This is a genomic window from Rhodococcus sp. NPDC057297, assembly GCF_042667435.1.
Classification (GTDB): Bacteria; Actinomycetota; Actinomycetes; order Mycobacteriales; family Mycobacteriaceae; genus Rhodococcoides.
This window is the reverse complement of record NZ_JBHUZE010000003.1, coordinates 654,386-680,078: the sequence shown is the minus strand read 5'-3', so window position 1 is coordinate 680,078 and position 25,693 is coordinate 654,386. Positions and strand designations below refer to the sequence as shown.

25 protein-coding genes are annotated in these 25,693 nt (G+C 65.1%); 2 read left to right on the top strand and 23 right to left on the bottom strand.

Going from position 1 to position 25,693, the window contains the following annotated elements; translation table 11 throughout:
• Positions 1 to 4: 4 nt before the first annotated feature.
• The 5 genes from ACFULT_RS13275 to ACFULT_RS13255 all read right to left on the bottom strand — a co-directional run bounded on the left by ACFULT_RS13275 (position 5) and on the right by ACFULT_RS13255 (position 5,454).
• Entirely contained in the window at positions 5 to 1,567 is a 1,563-nt protein-coding gene (locus tag ACFULT_RS13275; RefSeq protein WP_020112525.1) for a bifunctional uroporphyrinogen-III C-methyltransferase/uroporphyrinogen-III synthase, read from the bottom strand.
• 159 nt (positions 1,568 to 1,726) lie between these two features.
• Positions 1,727 to 2,722: a hydroxymethylbilane synthase gene (gene hemC / locus ACFULT_RS13270; protein WP_378481663.1), complete on the bottom strand. Its 996-nt coding sequence runs from the start codon at positions 2,720 to 2,722 to the stop codon at positions 1,727 to 1,729.
• Positions 2,719 to 4,101, bottom strand: a complete 1,383-nt coding sequence (locus ACFULT_RS13265) for a glutamyl-tRNA reductase (RefSeq protein WP_037114176.1) — start codon at positions 4,099 to 4,101, stop codon at positions 2,719 to 2,721. Before ACFULT_RS13265 ends, hemC begins: the two co-directional genes overlap by 4 nt.
• Positions 4,098 to 4,994, bottom strand: coding sequence for a redox-sensing transcriptional repressor Rex (locus tag ACFULT_RS13260; protein WP_037114387.1), 897 nt, complete (start codon positions 4,992 to 4,994; stop codon positions 4,098 to 4,100). Before ACFULT_RS13260 ends, ACFULT_RS13265 begins: the two co-directional genes overlap by 4 nt.
• Positions 4,995 to 5,181: 187 nt before the next feature.
• A complete protein-coding gene (locus tag ACFULT_RS13255; protein ID WP_037114175.1) occupies positions 5,182 to 5,454 on the bottom strand; it encodes a glutaredoxin family protein in 273 nt (90 codons plus the stop codon).
• Between the two features lie 339 nt (positions 5,455 to 5,793).
• On the opposite strand from ACFULT_RS13255, the gene ACFULT_RS13250 reads away from it, so the two are divergent.
• The gene (locus ACFULT_RS13250) at positions 5,794 to 6,720 is read left to right on the top strand and encodes an HAD family phosphatase (protein WP_241483961.1); all 927 of its coding nucleotides are present in this window, start codon (positions 5,794 to 5,796) and stop codon (positions 6,718 to 6,720) included.
• A 21-nt stretch (positions 6,721 to 6,741) separates the two neighbouring features.
• Here ACFULT_RS13250 and ACFULT_RS13245 read toward each other — a convergent pair whose 3' ends face one another.
• The 10 genes from ACFULT_RS13245 to ACFULT_RS13200 all read right to left on the bottom strand — a co-directional run bounded on the left by ACFULT_RS13245 (position 6,742) and on the right by ACFULT_RS13200 (position 14,993).
• A complete protein-coding gene (locus ACFULT_RS13245) occupies positions 6,742 to 7,230 on the bottom strand; it encodes a GNAT family N-acetyltransferase (RefSeq protein WP_037114170.1) in 489 nt (162 codons plus the stop codon).
• 17 nt (positions 7,231 to 7,247) lie between these two features.
• Positions 7,248 to 8,372: a lysophospholipid acyltransferase family protein gene (locus ACFULT_RS13240; protein WP_378481662.1), complete on the bottom strand. Its 1,125-nt coding sequence runs from the start codon at positions 8,370 to 8,372 to the stop codon at positions 7,248 to 7,250.
• Complete coding sequence (locus tag ACFULT_RS13235) at positions 8,369 to 9,481, bottom strand: NAD-dependent epimerase/dehydratase family protein (RefSeq protein WP_170945252.1); 1,113 nt, start codon at positions 9,479 to 9,481, stop codon at positions 8,369 to 8,371. The genes ACFULT_RS13240 and ACFULT_RS13235 overlap by 4 nt, the downstream gene beginning before the upstream one ends.
• 145 nt (positions 9,482 to 9,626) lie before the next feature.
• Positions 9,627 to 9,728 (bottom strand): 30S ribosomal protein bS22, encoded by a 102-nt coding sequence (locus ACFULT_RS13230; RefSeq protein ID WP_003402602.1) that lies wholly within the window; start codon positions 9,726 to 9,728, stop codon positions 9,627 to 9,629.
• A 285-nt stretch (positions 9,729 to 10,013) separates the two neighbouring features.
• On the bottom strand, positions 10,014 to 10,250 hold the full coding sequence (locus ACFULT_RS13225; RefSeq protein WP_019666513.1) for a helix-turn-helix domain-containing protein: 237 nt from the start codon (positions 10,248 to 10,250) through the stop codon (positions 10,014 to 10,016).
• Between the two features lie 127 nt (positions 10,251 to 10,377).
• Positions 10,378 to 11,193, bottom strand: coding sequence for a pyrroline-5-carboxylate reductase (gene proC, locus ACFULT_RS13220; protein ID WP_037114162.1), 816 nt, complete (start codon positions 11,191 to 11,193; stop codon positions 10,378 to 10,380).
• A 40-nt stretch (positions 11,194 to 11,233) separates the two neighbouring features.
• The gene (locus ACFULT_RS13215) at positions 11,234 to 12,064 is read right to left on the bottom strand and encodes a thioesterase family protein (RefSeq protein WP_378481661.1); all 831 of its coding nucleotides are present in this window, start codon (positions 12,062 to 12,064) and stop codon (positions 11,234 to 11,236) included.
• 39 nt (positions 12,065 to 12,103) lie between these two features.
• Positions 12,104 to 12,940: a sugar phosphate isomerase/epimerase gene (locus ACFULT_RS13210; RefSeq protein ID WP_176460026.1), complete on the bottom strand. Its 837-nt coding sequence runs from the start codon at positions 12,938 to 12,940 to the stop codon at positions 12,104 to 12,106.
• Positions 12,941 to 12,951: 11 nt separating this feature from the next.
• Positions 12,952 to 14,043 carry a hypothetical protein gene (locus ACFULT_RS13205; RefSeq protein ID WP_378481660.1) on the bottom strand — a complete coding sequence of 364 codons (1,092 nt, stop codon included), beginning with the start codon at positions 14,041 to 14,043 and terminating at the stop codon, positions 12,952 to 12,954.
• Entirely contained in the window at positions 14,040 to 14,993 is a 954-nt protein-coding gene (locus tag ACFULT_RS13200) for a Ppx/GppA phosphatase family protein (protein WP_094720744.1), read from the bottom strand. Before ACFULT_RS13200 ends, ACFULT_RS13205 begins: the two co-directional genes overlap by 4 nt.
• Before the next feature lie 33 nt (positions 14,994 to 15,026).
• On the opposite strand from ACFULT_RS13200, the gene ACFULT_RS13195 reads away from it, so the two are divergent.
• Positions 15,027 to 15,827: a hypothetical protein gene (locus ACFULT_RS13195; RefSeq protein WP_378481659.1), complete on the top strand. Its 801-nt coding sequence runs from the start codon at positions 15,027 to 15,029 to the stop codon at positions 15,825 to 15,827.
• 60 nt (positions 15,828 to 15,887) lie between these two features.
• Here ACFULT_RS13195 and ACFULT_RS13190 read toward each other — a convergent pair whose 3' ends face one another.
• The 8 genes from ACFULT_RS13190 to ACFULT_RS13155 all read right to left on the bottom strand — a co-directional run bounded on the left by ACFULT_RS13190 (position 15,888) and on the right by ACFULT_RS13155 (position 25,657).
• The gene (locus ACFULT_RS13190; RefSeq protein ID WP_037114149.1) at positions 15,888 to 16,577 is read right to left on the bottom strand and encodes a response regulator transcription factor; all 690 of its coding nucleotides are present in this window, start codon (positions 16,575 to 16,577) and stop codon (positions 15,888 to 15,890) included.
• Entirely contained in the window at positions 16,574 to 17,749 is a 1,176-nt protein-coding gene (locus ACFULT_RS13185) for a cell wall metabolism sensor histidine kinase WalK (RefSeq protein WP_037114147.1), read from the bottom strand. Before ACFULT_RS13185 ends, ACFULT_RS13190 begins: the two co-directional genes overlap by 4 nt.
• Positions 17,750 to 17,868: 119 nt before the next feature.
• Positions 17,869 to 18,624: a phosphoglyceromutase gene (locus ACFULT_RS13180; protein WP_378481658.1), complete on the bottom strand. Its 756-nt coding sequence runs from the start codon at positions 18,622 to 18,624 to the stop codon at positions 17,869 to 17,871.
• Positions 18,621 to 19,781: a low temperature requirement protein A gene (locus ACFULT_RS13175; RefSeq protein WP_037114144.1), complete on the bottom strand. Its 1,161-nt coding sequence runs from the start codon at positions 19,779 to 19,781 to the stop codon at positions 18,621 to 18,623. Before ACFULT_RS13175 ends, ACFULT_RS13180 begins: the two co-directional genes overlap by 4 nt.
• A gap of 144 nt (positions 19,782 to 19,925) precedes the next feature.
• The gene (gene cydB / locus ACFULT_RS13170; protein WP_037114142.1) at positions 19,926 to 20,960 is read right to left on the bottom strand and encodes a cytochrome d ubiquinol oxidase subunit II; all 1,035 of its coding nucleotides are present in this window, start codon (positions 20,958 to 20,960) and stop codon (positions 19,926 to 19,928) included.
• A gap of 9 nt (positions 20,961 to 20,969) precedes the next feature.
• A complete protein-coding gene (locus ACFULT_RS13165; RefSeq protein WP_378481657.1) occupies positions 20,970 to 22,412 on the bottom strand; it encodes a cytochrome ubiquinol oxidase subunit I in 1,443 nt (480 codons plus the stop codon).
• Between the two features lie 73 nt (positions 22,413 to 22,485).
• Positions 22,486 to 23,961 (bottom strand): carboxylesterase/lipase family protein, encoded by a 1,476-nt coding sequence (locus tag ACFULT_RS13160; protein WP_378481656.1) that lies wholly within the window; start codon positions 23,959 to 23,961, stop codon positions 22,486 to 22,488.
• Positions 23,962 to 24,067: 106 nt separating this feature from the next.
• Positions 24,068 to 25,657 carry an AMP-binding protein gene (locus tag ACFULT_RS13155; protein ID WP_037114135.1) on the bottom strand — a complete coding sequence of 530 codons (1,590 nt, stop codon included), beginning with the start codon at positions 25,655 to 25,657 and terminating at the stop codon, positions 24,068 to 24,070.
• Positions 25,658 to 25,693: the final 36 nt, after the last annotated feature.

Genomic DNA, 25,693 nt, shown 5'->3' with positions numbered 1-25,693 from the left:
GGCCTCAGCGCCTACGGGACTTCTTGCGAGGAGGAGGCAGTGCACCTTCCGCGCGCAACCGGGCTGCGTGCTCGGCGAGCGCTTCGATGAGCGGACCGACCTGCGCCGTCTCCGGCTGCACGTCGACGCGCAGACCGAATTCCACCGCCGTCTCGGCCGTCTTGGGTCCGATGCACGCGACGAGCGTGCGCGCATGCGGCTTTCCGGCGATACCGACGAGATTGCGGACCGTGGAGCTCGATGTGAAGCACACGGCGTCGAACCCACCGGTCTTGATCATCTCGCGAGTCTCGGCGGGCGGCGGCGCCGCACGCACCGTGCGGTAGGCGGTGACGTCGTCGATCTCCCAGCCACGTTCGCGCAGGCCCTCGGCCAGGGTCTCGGTGGCAATGTCCGCGCGCGGCAACAGAACTCGGTTGACCGGGTCGAACACCTCGTCGTACGGCGGGAAATCCTCGAGCAGGCCGAGCGAGGACTGGTCGCCCGACGGCAGCAGTTCCGGATTGATTCCGAACGAGCGGACCTTGTCCGCGGTCGCTTCACCGACGCAGGCGATCTTGACGCCCGAGAACGCGCGAGCGTCCAGACCGAACTCCTCGAACTTCTCCCACACTGCGCGGACGGCGTTGGTGGAGGTGAAGACGACCCACTGGTAGCGGCCGTCGACAAGACCCTTCACCGAGCGTTCCATCTGCGCGGGGCTACGCGGCGGCTCGACGGCGATGGTCGGAACCTCGATCGGGATCGCACCGTGCGTGACGAGCCGATCGCTCATCTCACCGGCCTGATCCTTCGTCCGAGGCACCAGCACGGTCCACCCGTACAGCGCCCGAGATTCCCACCAGGACATCTTGTTTCGGCCGGACACGACCTTTCCGACGGTCACGACGAGCGAGCCGACGAGTTCGCTGCCCGCGTCGTTGAGCGTCGCGAGGGTGGCCTCGACGGTCCGCTGCTGACGGGTCGTACCGCGAACGGTGATCGCGGCAGGTGTCTGCGGGGCGAGCCCGTGCTCGGTCAGCGCACTCGCAGTTTCCGCGAGGTGGCCGGACGTCGCATGCAGAACCAGCGGGCCGGGAGCTGCCGCCAGAGCGGCCCAGTCGACTTCGCCGCGAACGTCGGCTTCGGTGTGACCGGAGCCCAAGGCCATGCCCGCGTAGCTGGGAACAGCGGATCCGGACGGAAGACCCGGCAGGACTTCGAACTGAACGTGAGTGCGAGCGACGGCAGCGACCTCGGCGATGACCGAATCGGTCGTCAACGGATCACCCGACACCAGACGAACCACGTCGTGGCCGTTCTTGGCCTCGGCAAGCAGAGTCTTGGCGACCTCGGCGGGCTCACCGAGGGCGGGACGGACGTCGACGCCGTTCTCTCCGGTCTCCGGGTCACGTGGCAGGTCGTTGCCGACCAACGCGACGACGCCCTTGTCGACGTCGGGATCGGTGAAGGCGAGTTCGGCTGCGCCGAGCACTTCGCGTGCGCGGACTGTGAGCAGAGCCGGATCTCCCGGCCCCGATCCCACGAACAGGATCCGTCCGTTTGCATTCTTGCGGACTGGGCTCATCGGTTGTTCTCCAGTGCTGTCTTGTGTGGGTAATGCAGTTCGAGCGGGGTTGCCGGGCCCCGTTTCGGTATCAGTCGCGCGGTCGCTATCGCGCCGCCGCGCACAGGTGGCCGAGGGGCCCTGCGTTTGGCTCGTCCGCGTGTCGGAGCCGTGATGGACCTAGACACGATCGACTCCCCCGGTAGCGGCGGAACCGGCTGCGGGTGCAGGCTCGGTCACCGCGACGAGATCCCGGGCGCCGAGGTCCAGGAGTTCGCGGGCGAGGTCGCGGCCGAGTTCCTCGGCACCGGACACTGCGCCGACGATGGACGCTCGGATGCTGTCACTGCCGTCGATCGCCGCGACACATCCACGAACCGACAACTCGTCGAACACTCGTCCGTCCTCGTCGATCGATTCGACGACCTCGGCGATGGCTCCGACGGGAGCCGTGCATCCCGCTTCCAGCTCGGCCAACAGTCCACGCTCCGCCGCGACGGATGCTCGCGCGTTGGCGTCGTCCAGTGTGCGGACCACCTCGATGAGGTCGACGTCGGCGGACCGACATTCGACGGCGAGGGCACCTTGAGCGGGCGCGGGAAGCATCTGGACCGGGTCGAGAGCCTCGGTGACGACGTCCAGGCGGCCGATGCGGGCCAGTCCGGCCCGCGCCACGACGACGGCGTCGAGTTCACCCGAGGCGACCTTGCCGATGCGGGTGTCGAGGTTTCCGCGAAGCGGCTGAACGTCGAGTCCCTGACCGAGAGCTCGAAGCTGCGCTGCGCGACGCGGCGCCGAAGTTCCGATCCTCGCGCCTGCGGGCAATTCGCCGAGAACGAGGCCGTCGCGTGCGACGAGGGCATCACGAGGATCCTCACGGGGTGGGATGGCCGCGATGACGAAGCGCTCGTCGGGAGCGGTCGGCAGATCCTTGTAGGAGTGAACCGCGATGTCGACCTTGCCGTCGGTGAGTGCCTCGCGCAGCGCGGCGGTGAACACTCCGACGCCGATGGTCTGCACCGGGGCCGCGGACAGATCGCCTGCGGTCTTGACGATGACGAGTTCGGCGTCGAGGCCTGCAGCGATCAAGCCCTGACGGACCGTCTCGGCCTGCGTCGTGGCGAGCAGAGACCCTCTCGTTCCGATCCGAACGACGTTCTTTTCACTCTGGCTCACTCCGACTGTCCCTTCCGACCATCGGTGCGGCTGGCAGTGAAATCGTCCACGAGTTCCATTCCATTGATCTCGATCGGGCTCGCGACGGCCTCGACCGTGCCCGGGCTCAGCTCGAACAGTTCGCGAAGAGCAGCCGCGTAGGAGTCCCCGCCCGGGGTCGTGGCGAGTTGCTTGACCCGGACCGTCGGAGAGTGAAGAAGCTTGTCGACGACGCGCCGCACCGTCCTCGCGACCTCGTCGCGCTGCGGTGAGTCCAAGCCGGGCAGTCTCGATTCGAGACGCATGAGCTCGCCTTCGACGACCTCCGCCGCGCGCTGGCGCAGTGCGGTCACCGTCGGTGTCACCTCGGCGAGTCGCTGGCCGGCCAGATAGCCGGAAAGTTCGGAGGACACGATTTCGCGGGCCGCCGACGCGTCCGACGAGGCCGCACCTGCGGCAGGATCGCGTTGCAGCGACTCCATGTCGAACACGCTGACTCCGGGGAGTCCTGCGACTGCTGGATCCACGTCGCGGGGCAGTCCCAGGTCGCACACGGCGAGCGGTCGACCGGCTTCTCGCTGCGCGAGCGCGTGGTGGGCGTCCGCGAGCGAGACGACGGCGCCGACCGCCCCGGTACAGGTGACGAGCACGTCTGCGTCGGCGAGCGCGGAGGCGAGGTCGTCGAGGTCGACGGAAGTTGCTGCGACACCGGCCGACACCGCGGTCTCGGCCAGGTGGTCCGCGCGCTCACGAGTGCGGTTGACGACGACGAGCGAGCCGATTCCGGCCCGACCGAGATGCGCCACGGACAGCCCGCCCATGGCACCTGCGCCCAGCACGACGGCGGTACGGCCTTCGAGGCTGCCGCCGAAGAGTGCAGCAGCGCGATCGAGCGCCACCGACACGACGGATGCGCCCGCGGCGTCGATCCCGGTTTCGGAGTGCACACGCTTGCCGACGCGCAGTGCCTGTTGGGCCAGTTCGTGCAGGACGCGACCCGACGCCTGCGAGGCATCGGATGCCGCGTACGCGGCGCGGATCTGACCCAGGATCTGCTGTTCGCCGATGACCATCGAGTCCAGTCCGCTGGCGACGGCGAACAGGTGCTCCACAGCGGCTTCGCTGTAGCGAACGTAGGCGTGCTTGGTCAGCTCGGGAACCATCAGGCCGGAGTGCTCGGCGAGGATCTCCCCCACCGATGCCAGCGCACCGTGGAAGGCGTCGACGACGGCGTAGACCTCGACGCGGTTGCACGTCGACACGACCATGACCTCGGATATGTTTCCGCTGGCCATGAGCTTGTCCGTCAACTTCGGACGGTCAGTGTCCGTGATGGCGACACGCTCGAGAACTGCGACGGGAGCGCTTCGATGCGAAATCCCGACGAGGAGGACACTCACGGTGTAATCACCGATCCGTTCTGTGTAAAGCTACTGCTTGCCGAACTACTTACCGGGGTACCGAGCGCGGATTGCGCCGTACTTGCCAGAGAACCGGGCGTGACGCGGGGGCCTCTGCTTCTGCCGAGCCGCGGCGCTGCCGACAGCGTGGCTGTCCGTGCGGTTGCGTCTTCACGAGAGGTGGATGCGTCGTTGCGGGAGCTGTTGAACGACAGGACCTGCATCTCGACGGCCAGGTCCACGCGGCGGACCTCCACTGCACCGGGGACGTCCAGCGTCACCGGCGAGAAGCTGAGGATGCTCTGGACTCCGCCTGCGACGAACGCCGACGCCACGTCCTGGGCCGAATCGTCGGGCGTGGCGATGACTCCGATGGTCGCTTCCAGTTCGCGGCACTTCGTCTCGAGCTGGTCGACGTGCTGGACGCGCAGTCCGTCGATGTCGAGGCCGACCCGCTCGGGGTTGCGGTCGAAAAGACCGACCATGGAGAAGCCGCGACGGCCGAATCCGCCGTATCGAGCGAGGGCCTCACCGAGGTTTCCGACGCCGACGAGCACTACCTTGTGCCCGCGGTCCAGTCCCAGAGCGGTCTCGATCTTGGCGCGTAGTCGTAGAACGTCGTAGCCGACCCCGCGGACACCGTTGGGCCCGAGAAAGGACAGATCCTTGCGAAGTTTGGCCGATCCGACTCCGGCGGCGGTGGCGAGTTCTTCACTCGAAACGATCAGGACGCCGTCGTCGGCGAGGATTCCGAGGACCCGCAAGTAGGTGGCCAATCGCGTCACCGTAGCCTGTGGGATGACCCGTTCGGCAGTTCCCGATCGGGCTGGATCGACGCCAGGTGACCGGTCGACACCAGCCGGCATGGCCGGGCGCTCTTCGGTCACGTTCATGGCTCCTCGTCCGATCGGCTGCGACGGCCGGTCTTCACGCTGATCCGCGGGCTTCACTCACCAGAAACTGCACGCAGTTCCATTCCTGCGCCGACACCACGGTAACTGCTTGTGAACGAATGAACAAAGTCGCTGCATCCGTGCTAGAGGGGCTCTCACCTGCAAAGCGAGCACCGACGGCCCGTTCTTAGGGTGTCCTTCTGGCTGCGAGGTCGGCACGTAGACGTGGTTCGTCGACCTCCCAGTAACTGTGTTCGCGGCCGTCGAGCAGCACCACGGGGACGCGGTCGCCGTACTCCGCGCGCAGGTCAGGGGAGGTTTTCGCGGCTTCGTCGACGTCGGTGGCCGTCGGCGTCACCCCGAATTCGTCGCACACGGCAACCAGTTGCTCGAAGGCGGCCACGCATGTGTGACATCCGGCTCGGGTGAGAAGAACCACGGTGGGACCAGCTGTAGTCATACCGTCCACTCTTCCACTCACGCCGGAGAGACGAAGGTCACATAGGAGTGGAGCCTGCAGGAACGACCCGGTCGCATAGGAGTGGAGCCTGCAGGAACGACCCGGTCGCATAGGGGTGAAGCCTGCAGGTCCTCGGTGGGGTGAGTGAGTGCGCTTGGTTCCCCGCGGTGGGCTACGGACTAGGGTTTGGGGCAGTGCTCGAACATGGAGGTGCGCGTGATGAGCAACGGGGGTTCCGAGACGCCTGGAAGTACTCCTGACGGCCCGCTCGAGAGCAGCGAACCGGACACGAACGCCGAGACGCCCGACCTCCCCATCACCGAGGTGCCCGACGAGGTCATGGTCGACACCGAGCACCCGCACGAGGACAAGCGCCGCAAGCGGCGCCTCCGTAATCCACTCGGGCCGTCCGATGCACAGGTGCGTGCGAATGTTGCAGGCGAGGCCAGCGCCGATGCCGCGATAGCCCTGCAGGCCGAGGCGGGCGGTTCGGTTCCGCTCGATCTCACCGCGGCAGCGTTCTTCGACGTCGACAACACGATGGTGCAGGGCGCGTCGATCATTCACTTCGCGCGCGGGCTCGCGGCGCGCAAGTACTTCACCAGCAGTGACCTCGCGCAGTTCGCATGGCAGCAGGTCAAGTTCAGGGTCAGCGGCAAGGAGAACAGCGACGACGTCGCGAGCGGCCGCGAGAAAGCGCTGTCCTTCATCAAAGGTCGCTCCACCGCGGAGTTGCGTCTCCTCGGCGAGGAGATCTACGACGAGCTGATCGCGGACAAGATCTGGCCCGGCACCGCGGCACTCGCCCAGATGCACCTCGACGCCGGCCAACAGGTCTGGCTGGTGACCGCGACCCCGCTCGAGCTGGCCCAGATCATCGCCGAACGCCTCGGTCTCACGGGCGCTCTGGGAACTGTGGCCGAGAGCAACGACGGAATATTCACCGGCAGGCTCGTCGGCGACATCTTGCACGGTCTCGGCAAGGCTCACGCCGTCCGCACCCTGGCCGTTCGCGAGGGCCTCAACCTCAAGCGGTGTACCGCGTACTCCGACAGTCACAACGACGTGCCGATGCTCTCGCTCGTCGGAACCGCGGTTGCGGTCAATCCCGACGCGGATCTGCGCGAGCTGGCGAAGAATCGGGGCTGGGAGATCCGCGACTTCCGCACGGGCCGCAAGGCGGCCAAGATCGGCGTTCCCACAGCCCTCGCCCTCGGTGCCGTCGGAGGAGGACTCGCCGCGGTCATCGGTCGCCGCCGAGCCTGAGGTACCGAACCCGAGCAGGCGCTAGAGCGTCAACTGCATCAAGGTGAGATCGAGCCAGCGGTCGAACTTGATGCCGACCTCGGGCATCTGTCCGACGGTGACGAATCCGAATTTCTCGTGCAGCGCTATCGATGTGGTGTTACGTGATTCGATGACCCCGACGAGCGCATGAATGCCCGCGGCCGATGCTCTTGCGATCAACTCCGTCATCAAGGCGCTGGCGATTCCGCGACGGTGGAAGTCGCCCCCGACGTACACCGAGTGTTCGACGGTGAGGCGGTATCCGCTCTTCGGGCGCCACTGCGCGTACGACGCGTAGCCCGCGACTGCGCCGTCGACGACTGCGGTGAGCACGGGGTATCCGGCGCGGAGTCGGCCGTCGAGCCAGTCCATCCGTTCGTCGAGACCGACCTCCGTTTCGTCCCAGATCGCCGTCGTGTTCCGGATGGCGTCGTTGTGGATGTCGAGTATCGACGGGAGATCTTCGGTGACGGTGTCTCTGATCAGCACACCGGCGAGGTTACTGCCTACCCGAGAAAGACATTGCGGCGCTTGGCCAGCAGTCGGTACAGGGTGTGCTGGATGGTTTCGCGGACGTGGTCGGTGAGTTCGAACAGCACCATCGGGTCCTCCGAGGCCTGCGCGTCGTACGAGTCGGTGTAGATGGGCTTGCCGAATTCGATGTACCACTTCGACGGCAACGGAACGAGACCGAGCGGCCCGAGATGCGGGAAGAACGGCGTGACCGGGAAGTACGGCATACCCATCAGACGTGCGAGAGGCGTGATGTCGCCGATCTTCGGATAGATCTCCTCCGAACCGACGATGGAGCACGGCATGATCGGCGCGCCGGTTTTCAGCGCGGCGGACACGAATCCGCCGCGACCGAACCGCTGCAGCTTGTACCGCTCGCTGAACGGCTTGCCGATGCCCTTGAACCCCTCGGGGAACACCGCAGCGACCTCGCCCATTCGAAGCAGACGTTCCGCGTCCGGGTTGCAGGCGAGCGTGTGGCCTGCTTTTCGAGCGATGGTTCCGACGCCCGGCATCTCGAACGCCATGTCGGCGGCCAACATTCGCAGTGGGCGGTGCGCGGGATGGTGGTCGCGGACGGCAACCGACGTCATCAGCGCGTCGACGGGAATGACACCTGCGTGGTTGGCGACGACAAGCGCGCCACCGTCGTCGGGGATGTTCTCGATTCCCTTGATCTCGACGCGGAACCATTTGTCGAACAGAGGTCGCAGCAGCGGCAGCCAGACGGCGTCGGCGAAATGCGGATCGTATCCGAACTCGTCGACGGTGTAATCGCCGGCAAGGCGGCGGCGCACGAATTCCGCTGTCTCCGAGATGGTGTCGACGATCTTCGCCTTGGCGTCGTCGATCTGCGACGACTCGGCCCCCGCCCCCGCGGCGGGTTCGATGTCGGGTTCGGTCGGGGTGAGCAGCGGGATCGGCGGTGTCGGCTCGGCGTACGACGACGGGTGCCTGCTGCGACTGCTCGCCGCACCGGTATCGGCACGGTTGTTGTCGGCACGGTTGTTGTCGGCACGGTTGTTGTCGGCACGTGCGCGCGCTGCTCGCTGCCGACCGGCGCCGTCACGTCCGGAACCGGTGCCGTGCAGCGGAATTACCTTCGCCACCTCGTTCACCCCTCCCGTCCCGAACCCGACACAGCCGTCAGTGCTGCCTTGGTGACCGCCGCGCCGCCGTCGACTGCGCGGAGTGCGTGCTGTTCCACCGAATCGACCCATTCCGTGCGAAGTACCGGCCGTAGCGCCGCGCCTCGAACGAAATCGTCGAATGCCTGAACCGTAGTCCATCGAGGCTCGAATCCGAGGTCCGATCGCATACGAGTGGTGTCGAGTCCGCACCCGAAGTGGAAGTAGTCCAACTGTTCGGTTGTGAACTCCCGCATCATCGATCCCATGAGGGCGCGCCCGACGCTCTTGAACAGCGCGAACGGGACGGGTACCTCGATGCGGCCTGCGCGTCTGATGGCCTGCGACAACATGATGGTGCCGTCTGCGCCGACGTTGAAGGTGCCCGCGGGACCACTGACGGTGGCTCGTTCGAGCGCCGCGAGTGCGTCCTCCTCGTGCAGCAACTGCATCCTCGCGTCACGGCCGATGATGCTGGGGATGATCGGAGACGTCATGTACCGCGAGATGGAACCGTTCAGTCGTGGACCGATCAGCGGAGCCATCCGCAGGATCGACACGGCGATGTCCGGGCGGCGTCGACCGAGGCCGCGGATGTAGCCCTCGATGTCGATCGTGTCCCGGGCGAATGCTCCGGACGGCGGCCGCCTGGCGCTCATCTCCTCGGTGAACTTCACCGGATCCTTCGCACTGCACCCGTATACCGAGGACGAGGACCGCAGGACCACCTTCTGCACGGATGGGGACTTCTGGCACACCGCGAACAGCTGCATGGCACCGATGACGTTCAGGTCCTTCATCGTGGCGCGACCACCCGAGCGAGGCGGTTTGGTGACGGTCGCGGCATGCACCACCGTGTCCACGTTCGCGTTCCGGAGGACCTTGCCGATCAGCGGGTTGCGGATGTCGGCGCGCACGAATTCCGCGCGGCCCATGCGACGCAACAGGTCTTTGCTCGGGGACTGTGCGTCGACGGCGATGACGCGCTCGACAGCCGGGTTCTGCGCAAGCCTGGTGACGAGATATCCGCCGAGGAAGCGGCTCGCGCCGGTGACCAGCACTACCTTCGGCGCCGCGACGCCTCGCTCGTTCGAAGTCACTCACACCCCCGATTGATTACCGCTGGCGGCAAGCCTACTGGAATCCGCGGAAGATGCGAGGACAGTGGAAAACGCAACGAGCAGTCCCACGAAACACGAAAGGCCCGACACCTCCTTCGAGGTGACGGGCCCGTCGAGACGAGATTTACTTGCCGAGTTTCCTGCGCTGAACGCGGGTACGGCGAAGCAGCTTGCGGTGCTTCTTCTTCGACATGCGCTTGCGACGCTTCTTGATCACTGAACCCATGGCGGGTGTCCTCACGTTCTTCTCTAGCGTTTCGCGCACGCAAGTTGCGTACGCCTACCTGGCAGCCTCGAACCCATCCGCCCAATTACTGCGGACCGAGCCGTCGATCCCCAAGCTGGCGCTCGGGCCTCGTTTGCCGAAGCTCGATGCAACCGACGAAGCTCTTGAAGCTCCTGGCACGAGTGTCGATGTTACTCGACCACGACGAAACCTCACCTTACCGGGGTGGACCTTGTTCCACGAAACCGGCTCGGCGAGGTGTACCGCCGACGACTCTCGGGCCGTTCAGCCTGCGTCGAAGTACGAGGTCTCGAGGTAATCGTGCACAGCCTTGGCATGCACACGGAACGATCGACCCACTCGCACAGCAGGCAATTCTCCGCCGTGCACCAATCGGTACACAGTCATTTTCGACACCCTCATCAGGGTCGCGACTTCCGCGACCGTGAGGAACTGCGTTCCAGCGACAGCTGACTGCCCGTCCTGGGACGCACTCTTGACCGGCTTGTTTGCAGGCACCATCAATCCACTTACCTCCGGCACGTCTCGCGCGGCAGGCTTCCCCTCCTGCCGAACAGACACGCACGTGCTACCTGTGAGCTTAACGTGACCAATGGGGTTACTGCGACGGGTGTAGGGAACTGATTTTTTATTCTGGTGTGACGCCCATCTCAGCTGCACGATCGTTGGCTGCGGACAACGCGTCGAAAAACGCGGTCCGCAGGCCCCCCTCCTCGAGCCGGCGCACCGCTGCCGCCGTCGTTCCCCCTGGTGAGGTCACCGCGTAACGCAACTCGGTCGGGGTGTCGTCGGAGCGATCCAACATCGCGCCTGATCCGACCATCGTCTGCACGACGAGCGCCGACGCGACATCGCGCGGAAGCCCCAAGCCGACACCGGCGTCGATCATCGCCTCGGCGACGAGAAAAAAGTACGCCGGCCCCGAACCGGACACCGCGGTCACCGCGTCGAGCTGATTCTCCTTCACCACTACGACCTTGCCCACCGAGGACAGGATCTTCTCGACCAGCTCGAGGTGTTCGGTCTTGGCGTACCGGCCGGGCGCGAGGACACTGACGCCCTCGCCGACGAGCATCGGTGTGTTCGGCATGACTCGGACGACGGGAAAACCTGCGGGCAGTTTCGGTTCGAACTTCGACGTCGGGACTCCGGCGGCCAAGGACACGATCAGCTGTTCACGCTCGCCGTCCAGGTCGATCTTCGCGACCTCGGTGATCACGCCGTCGACGTCACCGGGCTTCACGGCGAGAACGATGACGTCCGCGTTCTCCGACGCCTCCGAGATCGAGGTCGTGAGGATTCCGAAGGTGGACGCGAGCTCGGCCGCCCGGGCCTCGAACTTCTCAGCGACCACCAGGTCGCGGACTGCGTGTCCTGCTTCGAGCAGTCCGGCGATCAGCGCCTCGCCGATCCGCCCGCCTCCGATTACTGCAATTCTCGTCATGGATGACAAGCGTAGATTGCGGCCCGGGCGTCGCCGAACGCTACCGGGGCACCATCGCCAACTGCCTGCTCTGCACGACGACGTCGCCCGTCTCGTCGAGCACCAGGTGATCCTCCTCGAACCACGTTCCGCCGATGACGGTGCTGCTCGCCGCGACTCGGAGCCATCCCGGCGCAGGCTGCTTGCGCAGGTAGGTCGTCAACTGCACAGTCGGCGCCCAGCCGAACATCCCTCGGTTCATCGTCACGGGCGCGCAGATGTCGCCCGTCATGAGTGCGAACAGGGCTGCGGTGTCCACGTCGTTCTCGTCGCCGGACCGGGGCCTGACCCACATGCGAACTTCGGGTTCGCCCTGCTTGCCAGTGAGGAAATGCGCCGACGTCGGATCGATCCGCATCTCGCAGCCCTGCGCGAGGTGCACGATCGACGCCATCGGATGCTCGCCCCCGATTGCTTCCGTCTCCGGCGGCGGCGCGGCAGGCATCGACGCCAGCGACGATTCCACTGTGTGCCGGGGAGTATCGGTGTCCGGCCGTCCCAGGGTGACAACCGCACGAACCGCGGCCCGTCCGCCCTGTGTCAACTCGACGTCGACGTGCGAGACCTGCTTTCCTCTTTTGCGGAGTACGGCGGTCAGGTGCACCTCACCCGGGTCGGGTGCGCTGAGGTAGCTGACACTGACGGCGAGTGGCTGGACTCCTTCGTCCCCCAGCTGCGCCTTCGCTGCGGCTGCGCACATAGCCAGCATCGTGCCTCCGTGCACCTTCGGCCCGATCGTCCAGATCGAATCGATGACCGCGCCGTAGCTGCCCTCGAACTCGGATGTCTCCAGTGGGGTCAACGTCGTCGCCGCGGCGAAGGGGCTGCTCATCGGGTGATGTGCCTTTCGAATCGGGTGGTACTGGTGCGCTCACGCCAGGTGGCGGCGTGCGAACGCGAGGGCCTGACCGAGCATCGACGCTCGTTCCGGCAGAGTTCGTGCGTTCTGAGTGTTGATCTCGATCACCGCCTGGCCGCGGAAGCCGCGGCGAACCAGCTCTGCACAGACCTGTGCGCACGGCTGATCACCGTGACCGGGGATCAGATGCTCGTCGATCGACGCGCCCCGACCGTCGGCGAGATGCAGGTGTGCGAGCCCGTCGCCCATCCGGTTCATCATGTCGACGGCGTCGGTGCCTGCAGTCGCGGTGTGCGACAGGTCGAGGGTGTAGTGCGCGTGGCCGGAATCCGTCGGATCGTACGAGGGCGCGAACGCCGACACCGCAGCCCCTGGCCCACCACGCTTGCGGAGCCGAGCCGCCGAGCCTTCCTTGCGCCCGAAGAATCGGTCCGCGCGCATGGGAAACATGTTCTCCACGGCCACCACGACGTCGGACGCCGATTCCAGCTCGGCGACCTGGTCACCGAAGCCCTCGGCGTACTTCTTCTGCCACCGGAACGGCGGATGAACGACGACGGTAGCCGCACCCAACTGCTCGGCTGTACGCACCGAACGCTCGAGCTTCGCCACCGGGTCCGCTCCCCACACGCGTTGCGAGATGAGCAGGCACGGAGCATGAATCGCCAGGACCGGAACGCTGTACTTGCGGGTCAACGCCCGCACGGCCTCGGCGTCCTGGCTCACCGACTCGGCCCAGACCATCAGCTCGATGCCGTCGTAACCCAACTCGGCGGCGTATCGAAACGCAGCTTCGGTGTTCTGCGGATACACCGAAGCAGTGGACAACCCGACAGCTACGCCCGACACCCGAGGGCCTGTCAGCCAGTACTCAGTTGAAACGCCAACGGACCGAGTGTCACGAACACGCCGACCACAACGGCTATCACCATGCTGACCAGGTCGTCGGTGCGGCGCAGGATCCGCACGACGGCGACGAGACCGACGATCACCAGAACCGCGAGGACGAGCGCCACCCATGGCAGCACGTCCCACAGCCGCTCGAATCCCTTGAACAACAGCGCGCCGACGACTACTGCCACCACTCCCTGGCCCGCGAGCCCGAGCCATTGTTTGGCGGCATCCTTCTTCTCGGCTCTCGGCTGCGGCTCGTCCTTCTCCTCCACGCTCTCGGCCGAGGCGTCCCTGTCCTCGACAGTGCTGTCCTTGGCCGTGCTGTCCTCGGCCGTGCTGTCCTTGGCGGGAGCGTCCTCGGTGTCGGCAAGTGCGGCGACCTTCTTCACGAGGTCAGGAGTCTGAGTCGTCTCCTCCTCGGCGAGCGCTTTCTCGTCTGCATCGTCACGTCGAGCGAACGCACGCGTCGCTGGGCTCGACGGGGCTGCCGGGCCTGCCGCCTTCAAGGGCACAGCAGGCTTGGGTGTGACGTCGGTCTTCGGTTCTGCATCCGCAGGTCCAGGCGCGGACAGCTCCGGGCGCGACGGACGGGGGCGGGCCACGAATCCTGTGGTTTGCTTACCCGCGGTGTTGCGCGAGGTCTCGTCGGGCGTGCGTCGACCCGTCGCGGGCACCGGGCGCTGCGATGCCGTCGAGCCGTACGGTCGCCGTTCGTCGGCTTCGTCGTGAGCTCGGTTCATCAGGTCGCCGGCTGCCGTCGTCGACCCGGACAGCAACTCGGGTTCCGGTTCGTCGGCCTCGCGCTTGCGGACCGGCGCCGGGGCCTGCGCAGGCATCTGCTTCGAGTCCGTGGCGATGACCGGGGCCTCGTCGGAAGCGGGCTCGGCGCGGACGACGGGAATCTCGCCGGTCAGTTCCGCTACGGAGATGCCGCCCTTGACGCCGCGTCGACGGCGTCCACCGGTGCTCGACGACGTCGACTTCTGGCCGTTGCGAGCGAGTAGTTCGGCAACGGAGATCTGTCCGGTGTCCTCCGGATCGGTGTTGTTCTCGCTCATGTCGACCGCACCACCAGATCGCCGTCCGTTTCGGTGTCCAGCTTCCGCAAAATCAAACCTTCCCTCAGCGCCCACGGGCATATCTCGATCTGCTCGACCGACAGTGCTCGCATACTCGCTTCTGCTACCAACGCCCCGGCCACCAATTGCGGTGATCGGTCGGCGCTGACTCCTTCCAATTCTGCACGGTCGGATGCAGTCATCCTCGTTATGAAGGCTATGAGTTGCCTGAGACCGTTCGCCGTCAGCGTCCGGGTGACTCGCGGACCTGCTGCCGACGGCGCCGCTCCGGTCAGCCGGGCGAGGGAGCGGAACGTCTTCGATGTTCCGACGGAACGATCAGGTTCGCCGGCGGCCAGCAGTTCCTTCGCCGGAGTAGCGAGCTCGGCGTCGAGCCAGTCGCGGAGGACGGCGACGCGGCGCTTGCCCGGCGGGTCACCGTCGAGCCAATCCCTGGTCAAGCGGCCTGCGCCGAGTTGAAGGGAGAACGCGACGTCGGGGTCCTCGTCGGTTCCCGATGTCAGTTCCAGCGATCCTCCGCCGATGTCGAGGTTCAGGATGCGTCCGGCGCTCCACCCGTACCAGCGGCGGACTGCGAGGAACGTCAGACGGGCTTCGTCGACGCCGGACAACGTCTGCAGCACGACGCCGGTTTCACGCTGAACGCGTGCCAGAACATCGTCGCTGTTGTGTGCGTCACGCACGGCCGACGTGGCGAAGGCCATGAGTTCTTCGCACCCTGACTTCGTCGCGATCGAGGCGAAGTCTCCTACCTCGTTGACCAGCCGGTCCGCGCCTTCGCGGGTGATGTTGCCGTCGGCGTCGGTGTTCTCGGACAGCCGCAGCGTTGCCTTCGACGAGCTCATCGGTGTGGGGTGACCACCGCGGTGCGCATCCACCACCAACAGATGCACCGTGTTGCTTCCGACGTCGAGCACCCCTAATCGCACAGGACCACGGTACTGGGTCTACCGTCGACACTTGTGACAGCAGGTAGTAAGCAGCGCACCTTCGCTGCAGAAGTGGACCTGGATTTCCCTCGCGAGTGGGTGGAATTCCCCGATCCGGACAACTCCGAACACATCATCGCGGCCGACCTGACGTGGTTGCTGTCCAACTGGACGTGCGTGTTCGGCACTCCTGCCTGCCAGGGAACCGTGGCCGGGCGACCGGACGACGGCTGCTGTTCGCACGGGGCGTTTCTGTCCGACGACGATGACAAGAAGAAACTCGACGCGTCGGTGAAGATGCTGACGGCCGAGGACTGGCAGTTCAGGGACAAGGGGCTCGGAAAGAAGGGATACGTCGAATACGACGATCTCGAGGACGAGCAGTCGCTGCGCACGCGTCGGTACAAGGGTGCGTGCATCTTCCAGAACCGTCCGGGGTTCGCCGGCGGTATCGGATGCGCACTGCACTCGATGGCACTGCGCAAAGGCATCGAGCCGCTGGAGGTCAAGCCGGATGTGTGCTGGCAGTTGCCGATTCGCCGTACTCAGGACTGGGTGACGCGTCCCGACGGAACCGAGATCCTGAAGACGACCATCGGCGAGTACGACCGGCGCGGATGGGGCGAGGGTGGGCACGACCTGTCCTGGTACTGCTCGGGTTCACCCGACGCGCACGTCGGGAGCAAGCAGGTGTTCGAGTCGTACAAGCCCGAACTGACCGAACTGCTCGGCAAGCCCGCGTACGACGAGTTGGCGTCGCTGTGCAAGCGGCGCCGCGGCCTCGGTCTCATCGCGGTGCACCCGGCGACTCGTGAGGCGCAGCGGACCAAGTAGGCCCCTCCCCTATGTGAGTGGAAATGTAGGCTCTGGCCTACATTCCATTCACACGAGGATCTAGCCTTCGAGCTTGTAGCCCAGGCCCCGGACGGTCACGAGGTGCTCCGGCTTGGCAGGGTCGTTCTCGATCTTCGACCGCAATCTCTTGACGTGCACGTCGAGGGTCTTGGTGTCTCCGACGTAGTCCGCGCCCCACACCCGGTCGATCAATTGGCCGCGGGTGAGGACCCGCCCGGAGTTGCGGAGCAGGTACTCCAACAGATCGAATTCCTTGAGCGGCAACGTGATCTGTTCCGAGTTCACCAGGACGACGTGCCGTTCCACGTCCATGCGAACCGGGCCTGCCTCGAGCACACCGGTGTCCGCGGCGCCGTCGAGGTCTGCGTCGCTGCCCCGGCGCAGTACTGCGCGGATGCGGGCGATCAGTTCACGAGCCGAATACGGTTTGGTGACATAGTCGTCCGCACCCAGTTCGAGTCCGACGACCTTGTCGATCTCGCTGTCGCGAGCGGTCACCATGATCACGGGTACGCCGGACCGTGCACGCAGTTGCTTGCACACGTCGGTGCCGCTCATTCCCGGCAGCATCAGGTCGAGCAGCACGATGTCGGCGCCGGCCTTGTCGAACTCGGCCAGTGCGGAGGGTCCGTCGCCGACGACGGTGGCCTCGAATCCTTCTTTGCGCAGGAGAAAGGCCAGAGGGTCGGCCAACGATTCCTCGTCCTCGACGATCAAGACGTTGGTCACTGTTCTTCTCCTTCTAACGACGTGAGGTCGTCTTCTTCGAAATAGGCAGGGATCTGCAGAGTGAAAGTCGATCCGGTGCCGAGCTTGCTCCACAGCGAGATGCTCCCGTTGTGGTTGGCTGCGACGTGTTTGGCGATGGCCAGGCCGAGACCTGTGCCTCCTGTTGCCCGCGACCGAGCTTTGTCGACGCGGAAGAATCGTTCGAAGACCCGCTCCTGGTCTTCTTTCGCGATGCCGATTCCGCGGTCGGTGACCGCGAAGGCGACGCAGCTGCTTCTGAGCGCCCTCGACACCGATACGGGTGATCCGTCGGACGAGTACGCGATGGCGTTCTGGATCAGGTTGGCGAGCGCCGTCACCAGCAATGCCTGATCCCCCAGCACTTCGAGGCCGCTGGGATGGTCGGTGGTGACGGTGATTCCGGCGTTCTCGGCGGCGATCTTCGACCGATCGAGGGCCTCGTTGACGACGGTGTCGACGTCGACGACTTCGAGGTCGGGCAACTTCTCGGCGCCTTGGAGGCGTGACAGTGCGATCAATTCCGTCACCATGTTGCCGAGGCGCTTCGACTCCGCCACGACCTTTCCACCGAAATGGCGGACCGAATCGGGGTCGTCGGCGGACTCGAGCAACGCCTCGGCCAGCAGACTCATCGCGCCGACGGGCGTCTTGAGCTCGTGGGAGACGTTGGCGACGAAGTCCCGACGGGTCGCTTCCATCCGGACCTGCTCGGAATCGTCGTCGGCGAACAGCACGACGAAGCGTTGGTCTTCCTTGCTCAGCATCCGAGCCACACACCGCACGGCCATGCGATCTCGGCTGGTGGTGGTGCGGGCGTCCTTGGAGCTGATGTCGACTTCGACGGGGTTGCCGTCGGCGAGGACTTTCTGCGCGGCTTCCCATGCACGGTCGTCGATGAGGCGGTTACGCACCAGACCGAGCTCCTCGGCCCGTGGGTTGGACAGGACCACGTCGTGGAACCGGTCGACGACTGCGATGCCGCTTTCCGACGCCAGGATGATCAGATCCAGTACCTGCGACATCGTCAGTCCCGACGTTGCGCGTGCTCGTTCGGAGTGACGTGTCGCGAGATAGGGGATCAGAACACCGCCGACGAGATATCCGACGAAGGCCGTGGCGATAGCCAGCAGTACGGCCGATGCAACACTCACACCGGAATCGTACGTTCGATGGACACCTCACATACGCAGGGTGCAGGCATTTCCCTGGTCGTCATAGTCCTCGTCGGCAGTGTTCTTCGATCGTTCACCTGCTGTTTCGGACCGGGGCCTTACTTGCCGCCCTGATTGGCGACCGCGGCGGCTCCTGCGGCGGCGGCTTCGGGGTCGAGGTATGTTCCGCCCGGGTTCGACGGGACCAGCTTGCCCTCACCGTCCACGAAGTCGTACTGCAGGGGAATGCCCGTCGGGATGTTCAGGCCGGCGATGTCGGCGTCGGAGATCTCGTCGAGGTACTTCACCAGAGCGCGCAGGGAGTTGCCGTGCGCGGCTACGAGTACGGTCTTGCCTGCCTTCAGCTCGGCGACGATGACGTCTTCGAAGTACGGGATGAGCCGGTCGACGACGTCCTTCAGGCACTCGGTGAGTGGAACGCTGTCGAGGTCTGCGTATCGGGGATCGCTGTCCTGGCTGAATTCGCTGCCTACCTCGATGGGCGGCGGCGGGGTGTCGTAGCTGCGACGCCACAGCATGAACTGCTCGTCGCCGTACTTGTCCTTCGTCTCGGCCTTGTTCAGTCCCTGCAGCGCGCCGTAGTGACGTTCGTTGAGTTTCCAGTCACGGACGACGGGGATCCAGTGCCGGTCCGCGGCGTCGAGGGCGATGTTCGCGGTACTGATCGCGCGACGCAGCAGCGAGGTGTACAGCACGTCGGGGAGCACGCCTGCGTCCTTCAGCAGCTCACCTGCGCGCTTGCCCTCTGCTTCGCCCTTGTCGGTGAGGCGAACGTCCTGCCACCCGGTGAACTGGTTCGACGCATTCCATTCACTCTCGCCGTGGCGGAGCAGAATCAAGGTTCCGATACTCATGAGGAGAGTTTCTCATGCCCGGTTTCGTGGCGCGCCGCGTCGACAGGACGGTGTACGACGAGCACCGCCACGATCACCGCCATCACGACGGCCGTCAGCGTGATCGGGATGGGAATGACCGGGTCGAGGAGGACCAGGAGGGCCCCGACGGGAACGACGGTGTTGACGACGCGATCCGCGTTGTCCTTGATCGCGATGAACCAGATGCCGAGGACGAACACTGCGATGGGCACCGTCACGGTGAACGATGCGGCGACGTCGCCGAGTTCGCTGTGATGGGTCAGCACGTCGATCTCCACCTCGATGCCTGCAGAGAACGCGCCGGCCGCGGCGAAGATGAAGTAGTGCATGTAGCCGTAGGTCAGTGACGTGCCGAATCCACCGATCGCACGGTGATGCGGCGGCCAGAAGTAGATCCACCACAGTCCGGCGGTGACCACGAGGGTCAGCACCGAGATGGAGATCAGTGGCGCGAGCGCGGTCTCGTCGTGGAGAGCTTCGATGATGGCGTTGGCCGACGCGAGAAGTGATTCGCCGAGAAGGATGAGCGTGAACAGTCCGTATCGCTCGGTGATGTGATGCGGGTGCCACGGCGTTGTGCCGCCGGACTTCTCGGCGACGACGGGAATCGAGATCTCCAGTGCCGCGAACACCACGAACAGAACGATCTGCACCGGACTCTGCGGGACCAGCAGCCACAGAACCCACAGCACTTGAACGGCCGTGATACCGGACGCGTAGATCAACGCCGTCTTCCGATGCTCGGGCGCCCTCGACGCTCGAATCCACTGCGCCACCATCGCGATACGCATGACGACGTAGCCCAGCACCGGAATCGTGAAGTCCTTGTCGGTGAACGCCGGTTCGATTCCTGCGGCAAGCACGAGCACGCCCGCCATCTGCACCACCGTCAGTACGCGATACAGCCAATCGTCGGTGTCGAACGACGTCGCGAACCAGGTGAAGTTCATCCATGCCCACCAGATGGCGAAGAACACCATGAGGTAGCTGGCAATACCGTCGAGGACGTGGTTCTCGGTCAACGCGTGATGCAGCTGAACCGCCGCGATACTGACGGCGACCACGAACACCAGGTCGAAGAACAACTCCAGCGGACTCGCGGCGCGATGCGGTTCTGCTGCGTCACGCGGGCGCATGGGGTTGAGCCTGAACTTACTCGTCGGTTGGTTCACAGGCGTCGACGATAGGCCAAAGCAGACCGAATTGTCTTGTGCTGCACACGTTTATCGGACATTTCGGGCGAAAGTCCTTACCTGGCACCCCTTCTGCCGAAACAAATGTCAGCTCCGCCCCGCCCATTTCAATCCGTGGGACTGCCCGATGGCGGTGCTGGAGATGCGCTGACGGAAGACCCAGTACGTCCATGCCTGGTACAGGATCACGACGGGCGTCATGAAGGCGGCGACCCAGGTCATCACGGTCAGCGTGTACGGGCTGGACGACGCGTTCGCGATGGTCAGGTTGTAGGCCGGGTCGAGGGTCGACGGCATGACGTTCGGGAACAGCGACGCGAACAGCAGTGTCACGGTACTGACGACGGCGATCGACGTGAGCGCGAAGGCACGCCCTTCCTTCTCGTCTCGGGTGAAGACCACGACACCCAGAAGAGCTGCCGCGGCGAGGCCGACGAGGATCCAGGTCCATCCCTTGCCGTACGCGATCTGGGTCCAGAGTACGAAGGCTCCGGCAATCGGCACGGCAGGTATCGCGAGCCTGGCTGCGATGGCGACTGCGTCCTCGCGGATCTCGTCGGCCGATTTCAGTGCGAGGAACACCGCGCCGTGGAGTGCGAACACCACAGCGGTGGTGACGCCGCCCAACAGGGCGTACGGATTCAGCAGATCGAAGAGGCTGGACACCACCTGCTTCTGCGCATCGATCTCGACCCCGCGCACGATGTTGGCGAAGGCGACGCCCCACAGCACGGCCGGAACCCATGACCCGAAGACGATCCCCCAGTCGCATCGTCGGCGCCAGTTGTCGTCGTCGATCTTCGCGCGCCATTCGATCGCGACGATCCGCAGGATCAGGGCCACCAGGATCAGCAGCAGCGGAAGGTAGAAGCCGGAGAACAGGGTTGCGTACCAGTCCGGGAAGGCTGCGAACAGGGCGCCGCCCGCGGTGATCAGCCAGACTTCGTTGCCGTCCCACACCGGTCCGATGGTGTTCAGTGCGACCCGGCGTCGAACGTCCGGCGGGATGTCGGTGCGTCGTCCGACGATCGGCATCAGCATTCCGACGCCGAAGTCGAAGCCCTCGAGCAGAAAGTAGCCGACGAAGAGTACTGCGACGATCACGAACCACATCTCGGCCATCGTCGACTCCTAGTACTCGAACGAGAGTTGCTTCGGTTCAGCGGGATCCGGCGGCGTTCTGTCGTGATCCATGGGGCCTTCCTTCGCGTATCGGATCATCAGCTTCAGCCACACGACGCCCAGTGCCCCGTACAGCAGGGTGAAAGTGACGATCGAGATCCACACCGTCGCAGCCGAATGGTTCGATACACCTTGGTCGACGGTCAACCGGATCATGTCCACGCCGGTCGGATTGGGGTGCACCATCCACGGTTGTCGGCCCATCTCGGTGAAGATCCAGCCGGCGCTGTTGGCGAGGAACGGCATGGGTATGGCGATCAACGCCAGCCACGAGTACCAGCGCTGATCGGGCACCCGCCCGCGCCTCGTGACCCACAGCCCGGCGAGCGCCAGCGCGGCAGATCCGGCGGCGAGCCCGATCATCATTCGGAACGACCAGTACGTGACGAAGAGGTTGGGCGTGTAATTGCCCGGTCCGAATTCCTGCTCGTACTGCTCCTGTAACTGGTTGACGCCTTGCAGTGTCACTCCGGAGAACTTCCCTTCCGCGAGAAACGGAAGCACGAAGGGTAATTCGATCACCGATGTCACACTGTCGCAGTTGTTGTGCGTGCCGATCGTCAGGACCGAGAAGTCGGGGTCGGTCTCGGTGTTGCACAACGATTCCGCCGACGCCATCTTCATCGGCTGTTGCACGAACATCAGCTTGCCTTGCGAGTCCCCCGTCCACGCCACGGCGACGCCTGCCACGATCATCACCAGCAGCGCGAGACGTGCTGCCGGACGGAACAGTTCACGAGCGTCCTGTTCACGGCCCCGACGCATGGTTCGCACCGTCCACCAGCCGGAGATACCGGCGACGAAGGTTCCGGCCGTCAGGAATGCGCCTGCGATGACATGTGGGTAGGCAACCAGCGCAGTGTTGTTCGACAGCAGGTCACCGATCGAGGTCAGCTGCGCCCGGCCGGACTCGGCGTTGTACTCCGCGCCGACGGGATGCTGCATGAACGAGTTCGCGACGACGATGAAGTATCCCGACGCGTTCACACCGATCGCGACGAGCCAGATGGTCGCGAGGTGGACGCCCCGAGGCAGTCGTTCCCAGCCGAAGATCCACAGTCCGAGGAACGTGGATTCGAGGAAGAACGCGACAAGACCTTCCATCGCCAACGGAGCCCCGAAGACGTCGCCGACGAACCGCGAGTACTCGCTCCAGTTCATCCCGAACTGGAACTCCTGCACGATGCCGGTGGCGACGCCGAGCGCGAAGTTGATCAGCAACAGCTTGCCGAAGAACTTGGTGAGCCGGTACCAGGCGTCCTTCTTCGTGATCATCCACATCGTCTGCATGATCGCGACCATCGGCGCGAGACCGATGGTCAGCGGCACCAGCACGAAGTGATAGACAGTCGTGATTCCGAACTGCCACCTCGAAAGATCCAAAGCGTCCATTGCCACTCCAGCCCGCAGGTTGGTGGTGACTATAGACCCGTTTTCGACGCCTCACCTGTGAAACGAGACCTCGTCAGCGCACCCCGGCCCAGACTTCTCTCGTCGACGCACGGGGGTCGTCGACCACTCCGGTCCGGTCGCCGAACATCATCACCGATCGATCCGCCCCGTACCGAGCCCAGCCGGGCGAACCGTCGCGCACGAAGTCGACCCAGGCTCGGTGCATCTCGTCGGCCACCTTCTGGGGTGGGTTCGCTCCGGTGATGCGCGCTGTCTCCGGCTTGTCCAGCAGGTCGAACACGAACGGTATCTCCAGGGCATGACATGCCCCGAGGGAGCCGTCGAAGAGCGTGGATCGCCACGTGAACTCGTAGACGAATGCGTTTCCGCCGCGGGTCTCCGCGACCCGTACGGCGGGGATGCGGAAGAACCAGTCGGTGACCACCGCGATGAGCAGTTCGCCGGGTGACGCCTCGGGCAGCTGCGCCCGATAGACGTCGAGTGCCTGCTCGACGTCGGCGCCGTATGCGCCAATCGCCGCTCGGACCCGCGCCTCGTCCACGTACCCGACAACACCGGCCGGAACCAGGAAGAACGCGAACTCTTCGCTGGTGGTGCCGATCAGAACGTCGATCTCCGAGCCCGCGCCTGCGGCGATTCTCCGGTGCGGAACGTCGGGAACGACGTCGCCGTCGATGTAGGGCTCGAAGGGCATCATGTTGAACGCCAGTTCACCCCACGCTCCCGTCGGCGCCTCGGCCGTGACGCGGTCGCCGAGCTCTCGCTGAGCGTCGACGAACGCCTCCACCGGCACGGACCCGAAACCGTCCACATTCGGTTGCACGCCCAGCGAATCGGCAAGCGCCTCGGCTACTTTCGTGGCCGTAGCCTCGGTGATGACGTGGTATCCCGCGCCGCTCTGCAGTATCGCGCGCCGGAACAGCCCGTCCGCCGACGGCATCGACATCAGGGTCCCGACGCTCATCGCCCCTGCCGATTCACCGGCAACGGTCACCGCGTTCGGGTCTCCGCCGAAGGCAGCGATGTTGTCACGCACCCACCTCAGTGCGGCGACCTGGTCCAGCATGCCTCGGTTGGCAGGCGCTCCGTCGATTCGCGCGAATCCGTCGGCGCCGAGACGGTAGTTGACGGTGACGACGACGATGCCGTCCCGCGCGAACGCCGAGCCGTCGTAGATGGGCACGGCGTTGCTTCCGTTGACGAATGCACCGCCGTGAATCCAGACGAACACCGGCAGTCCCGACGCGGACACGTCGGGTGTCCACACGTTCACGTTCAGGCATTCCTCACCGGGAACCACTGGCTCGGTGAGTATTTCACTGACGGGCGGTCGGTATCCGATCTTGGGGGCCGTGGCGCCGAACGTCACGGCATCTCGGACACCACTCCACGACGGCGGCGCGCTGGGTGCCTGGAACCTGCGTGCACCGAACGGCGCTTCGGCGTAGGGAATTCCGAGAAAGGAAGTGACCGGTCCGCTCTGTTGACCGCGAACCGTGCCCTGAGCGATGTCGACTGTGACGTCCATACTTCTTTACTACCCGAACTACCGGGTGTGGTGTGACAATTCCGTCCGACGCAGGCGGGAATCCGACTGCTGAGCACGTGATTGTCACACCACTCCCGGAGGGTCCTTACTGTGCTGCTTCTGCAGCCCTCAGGTCCTTGCGCAGGATCTTGCCCGCGGCGGACTTCGGGACCGTGTCGATGAACTGGACCTTGCGGACCTTCTTGTGCGGGGACACACGTTCGGAGACGAAGGCGATGACACCGTCCTCGTCGATCGACGCGTTCGCCTGCAGTACGACGAAGGCCTTCGGCACTTCCTCGCCCTCGTCGTCGAGTACGCCGATGACGGCGGCGTCGGCGATCTCGGGGTGGGTGAGCAGCAGAGCTTCGAGCTCGGCGGGCGGAACCTGGTAGCCCTTGTACTTGATGAGTTCTTTGAGCCTGTCCACGATGTAGACGACGCCCTCGGAGTCGACGACTGCGATGTCACCAGTGTGCAGGTAGCCGTCGTCGTCGAGGGTCTCGGCGGTAGCGGTCGGGTTGTTGAGGTAGCCGGCCATGACGTTCGGCCCCTTCACCCACAGTTCGCCCGGCTTGGACCGTCCTTCTGCCGGAATGTCGATTTCCTCAAGGGTCTCGGGGTCGACGAGCTTGTTGACGGTGTTGGCCAGCGGGAGGCCGACGGAGCTGAGCGGCATGTCGTCGCGGTCGAACGGGATGGCGTGGCTGACCGGGCTGAGTTCGCTCATTCCGTAACCCTGACGGATGCGCGTGTTCAACCGGGCTGCGACGGCCTTGCCGAGCTCTTCGTCGAGCGGGGCGGCGCCGGAGAAGATGGTGTGCACGCTGGAGAGGTCGTACTGGTCCACCAAGGGATGCTTGGCGAGTGCAACGGCGACGGGGGGCGCGATGAAGAGGTAGGTCAGCTTGTTGTCCTGGATGATGCGCAGGAACTCGACGAGGTCGAACTTGGGCATGGTGACCAGTCGTGCACGCAATTTCAGTGCGATGTTGAGAAGCACTGTGAGGCCGTAGATGTGGAAGAACGGCAGCAGTGCGAGGATCGCGTCGTCGGTGTCGATGCCGACGCGGGGTTCCATCTGCGCGACGTTGGCGACGAGGTTGCGGTGTGTGAGGATGACGCCCTTGGGCACACCCGTCGTCCCGGACGAATACGGCAGCACGGCGACCTGGGTGGCGGGGTCGAACGTCACGTCGGGCGCGGGTGCGCCCTGGGTCAGCAGATCCCGCAGATTCGGGTGGCCTTCGGCGCCGTCGAGAACGATGACGTGGTCGTCGTCGATACCGACCTTCTCCGCGGCGGCCTTGGCCTGCGGGTACAGCGGCGAGACGGTGAACAGGAACTTCGCGCCGGACCCGGTGAGCTGCTTGGCGATGTCCTCGGCGGTGTACAGCGCGTTGATCGTGGTCGCGGTTCCGCCTGCGCGCAGGATGCCGTGGAGGACCGCGGCGAACGCGGGCACGTTGGGCGAATGCAGGCCGACGACGTCGCCCACCTCGAGACCGCGTGCGGCGAGCGCGCCTGCGATGCCGTTGATCTGACCGATCAGAGCCTGGTACGTGGTGACGTCACCGGAGGCGCCGTCGATCAGTGCCGGCTTTTCCAGGTCGGCGTCCGAGATGGACCCGAACAGATAGTCGTAGACACTGAGATTCGGGATCTCCACGTCCGGAAAGGGGCTGTTGAAGCTCATGACTCTCCTTCGAACACGCATCGGCAAGATGTCCGA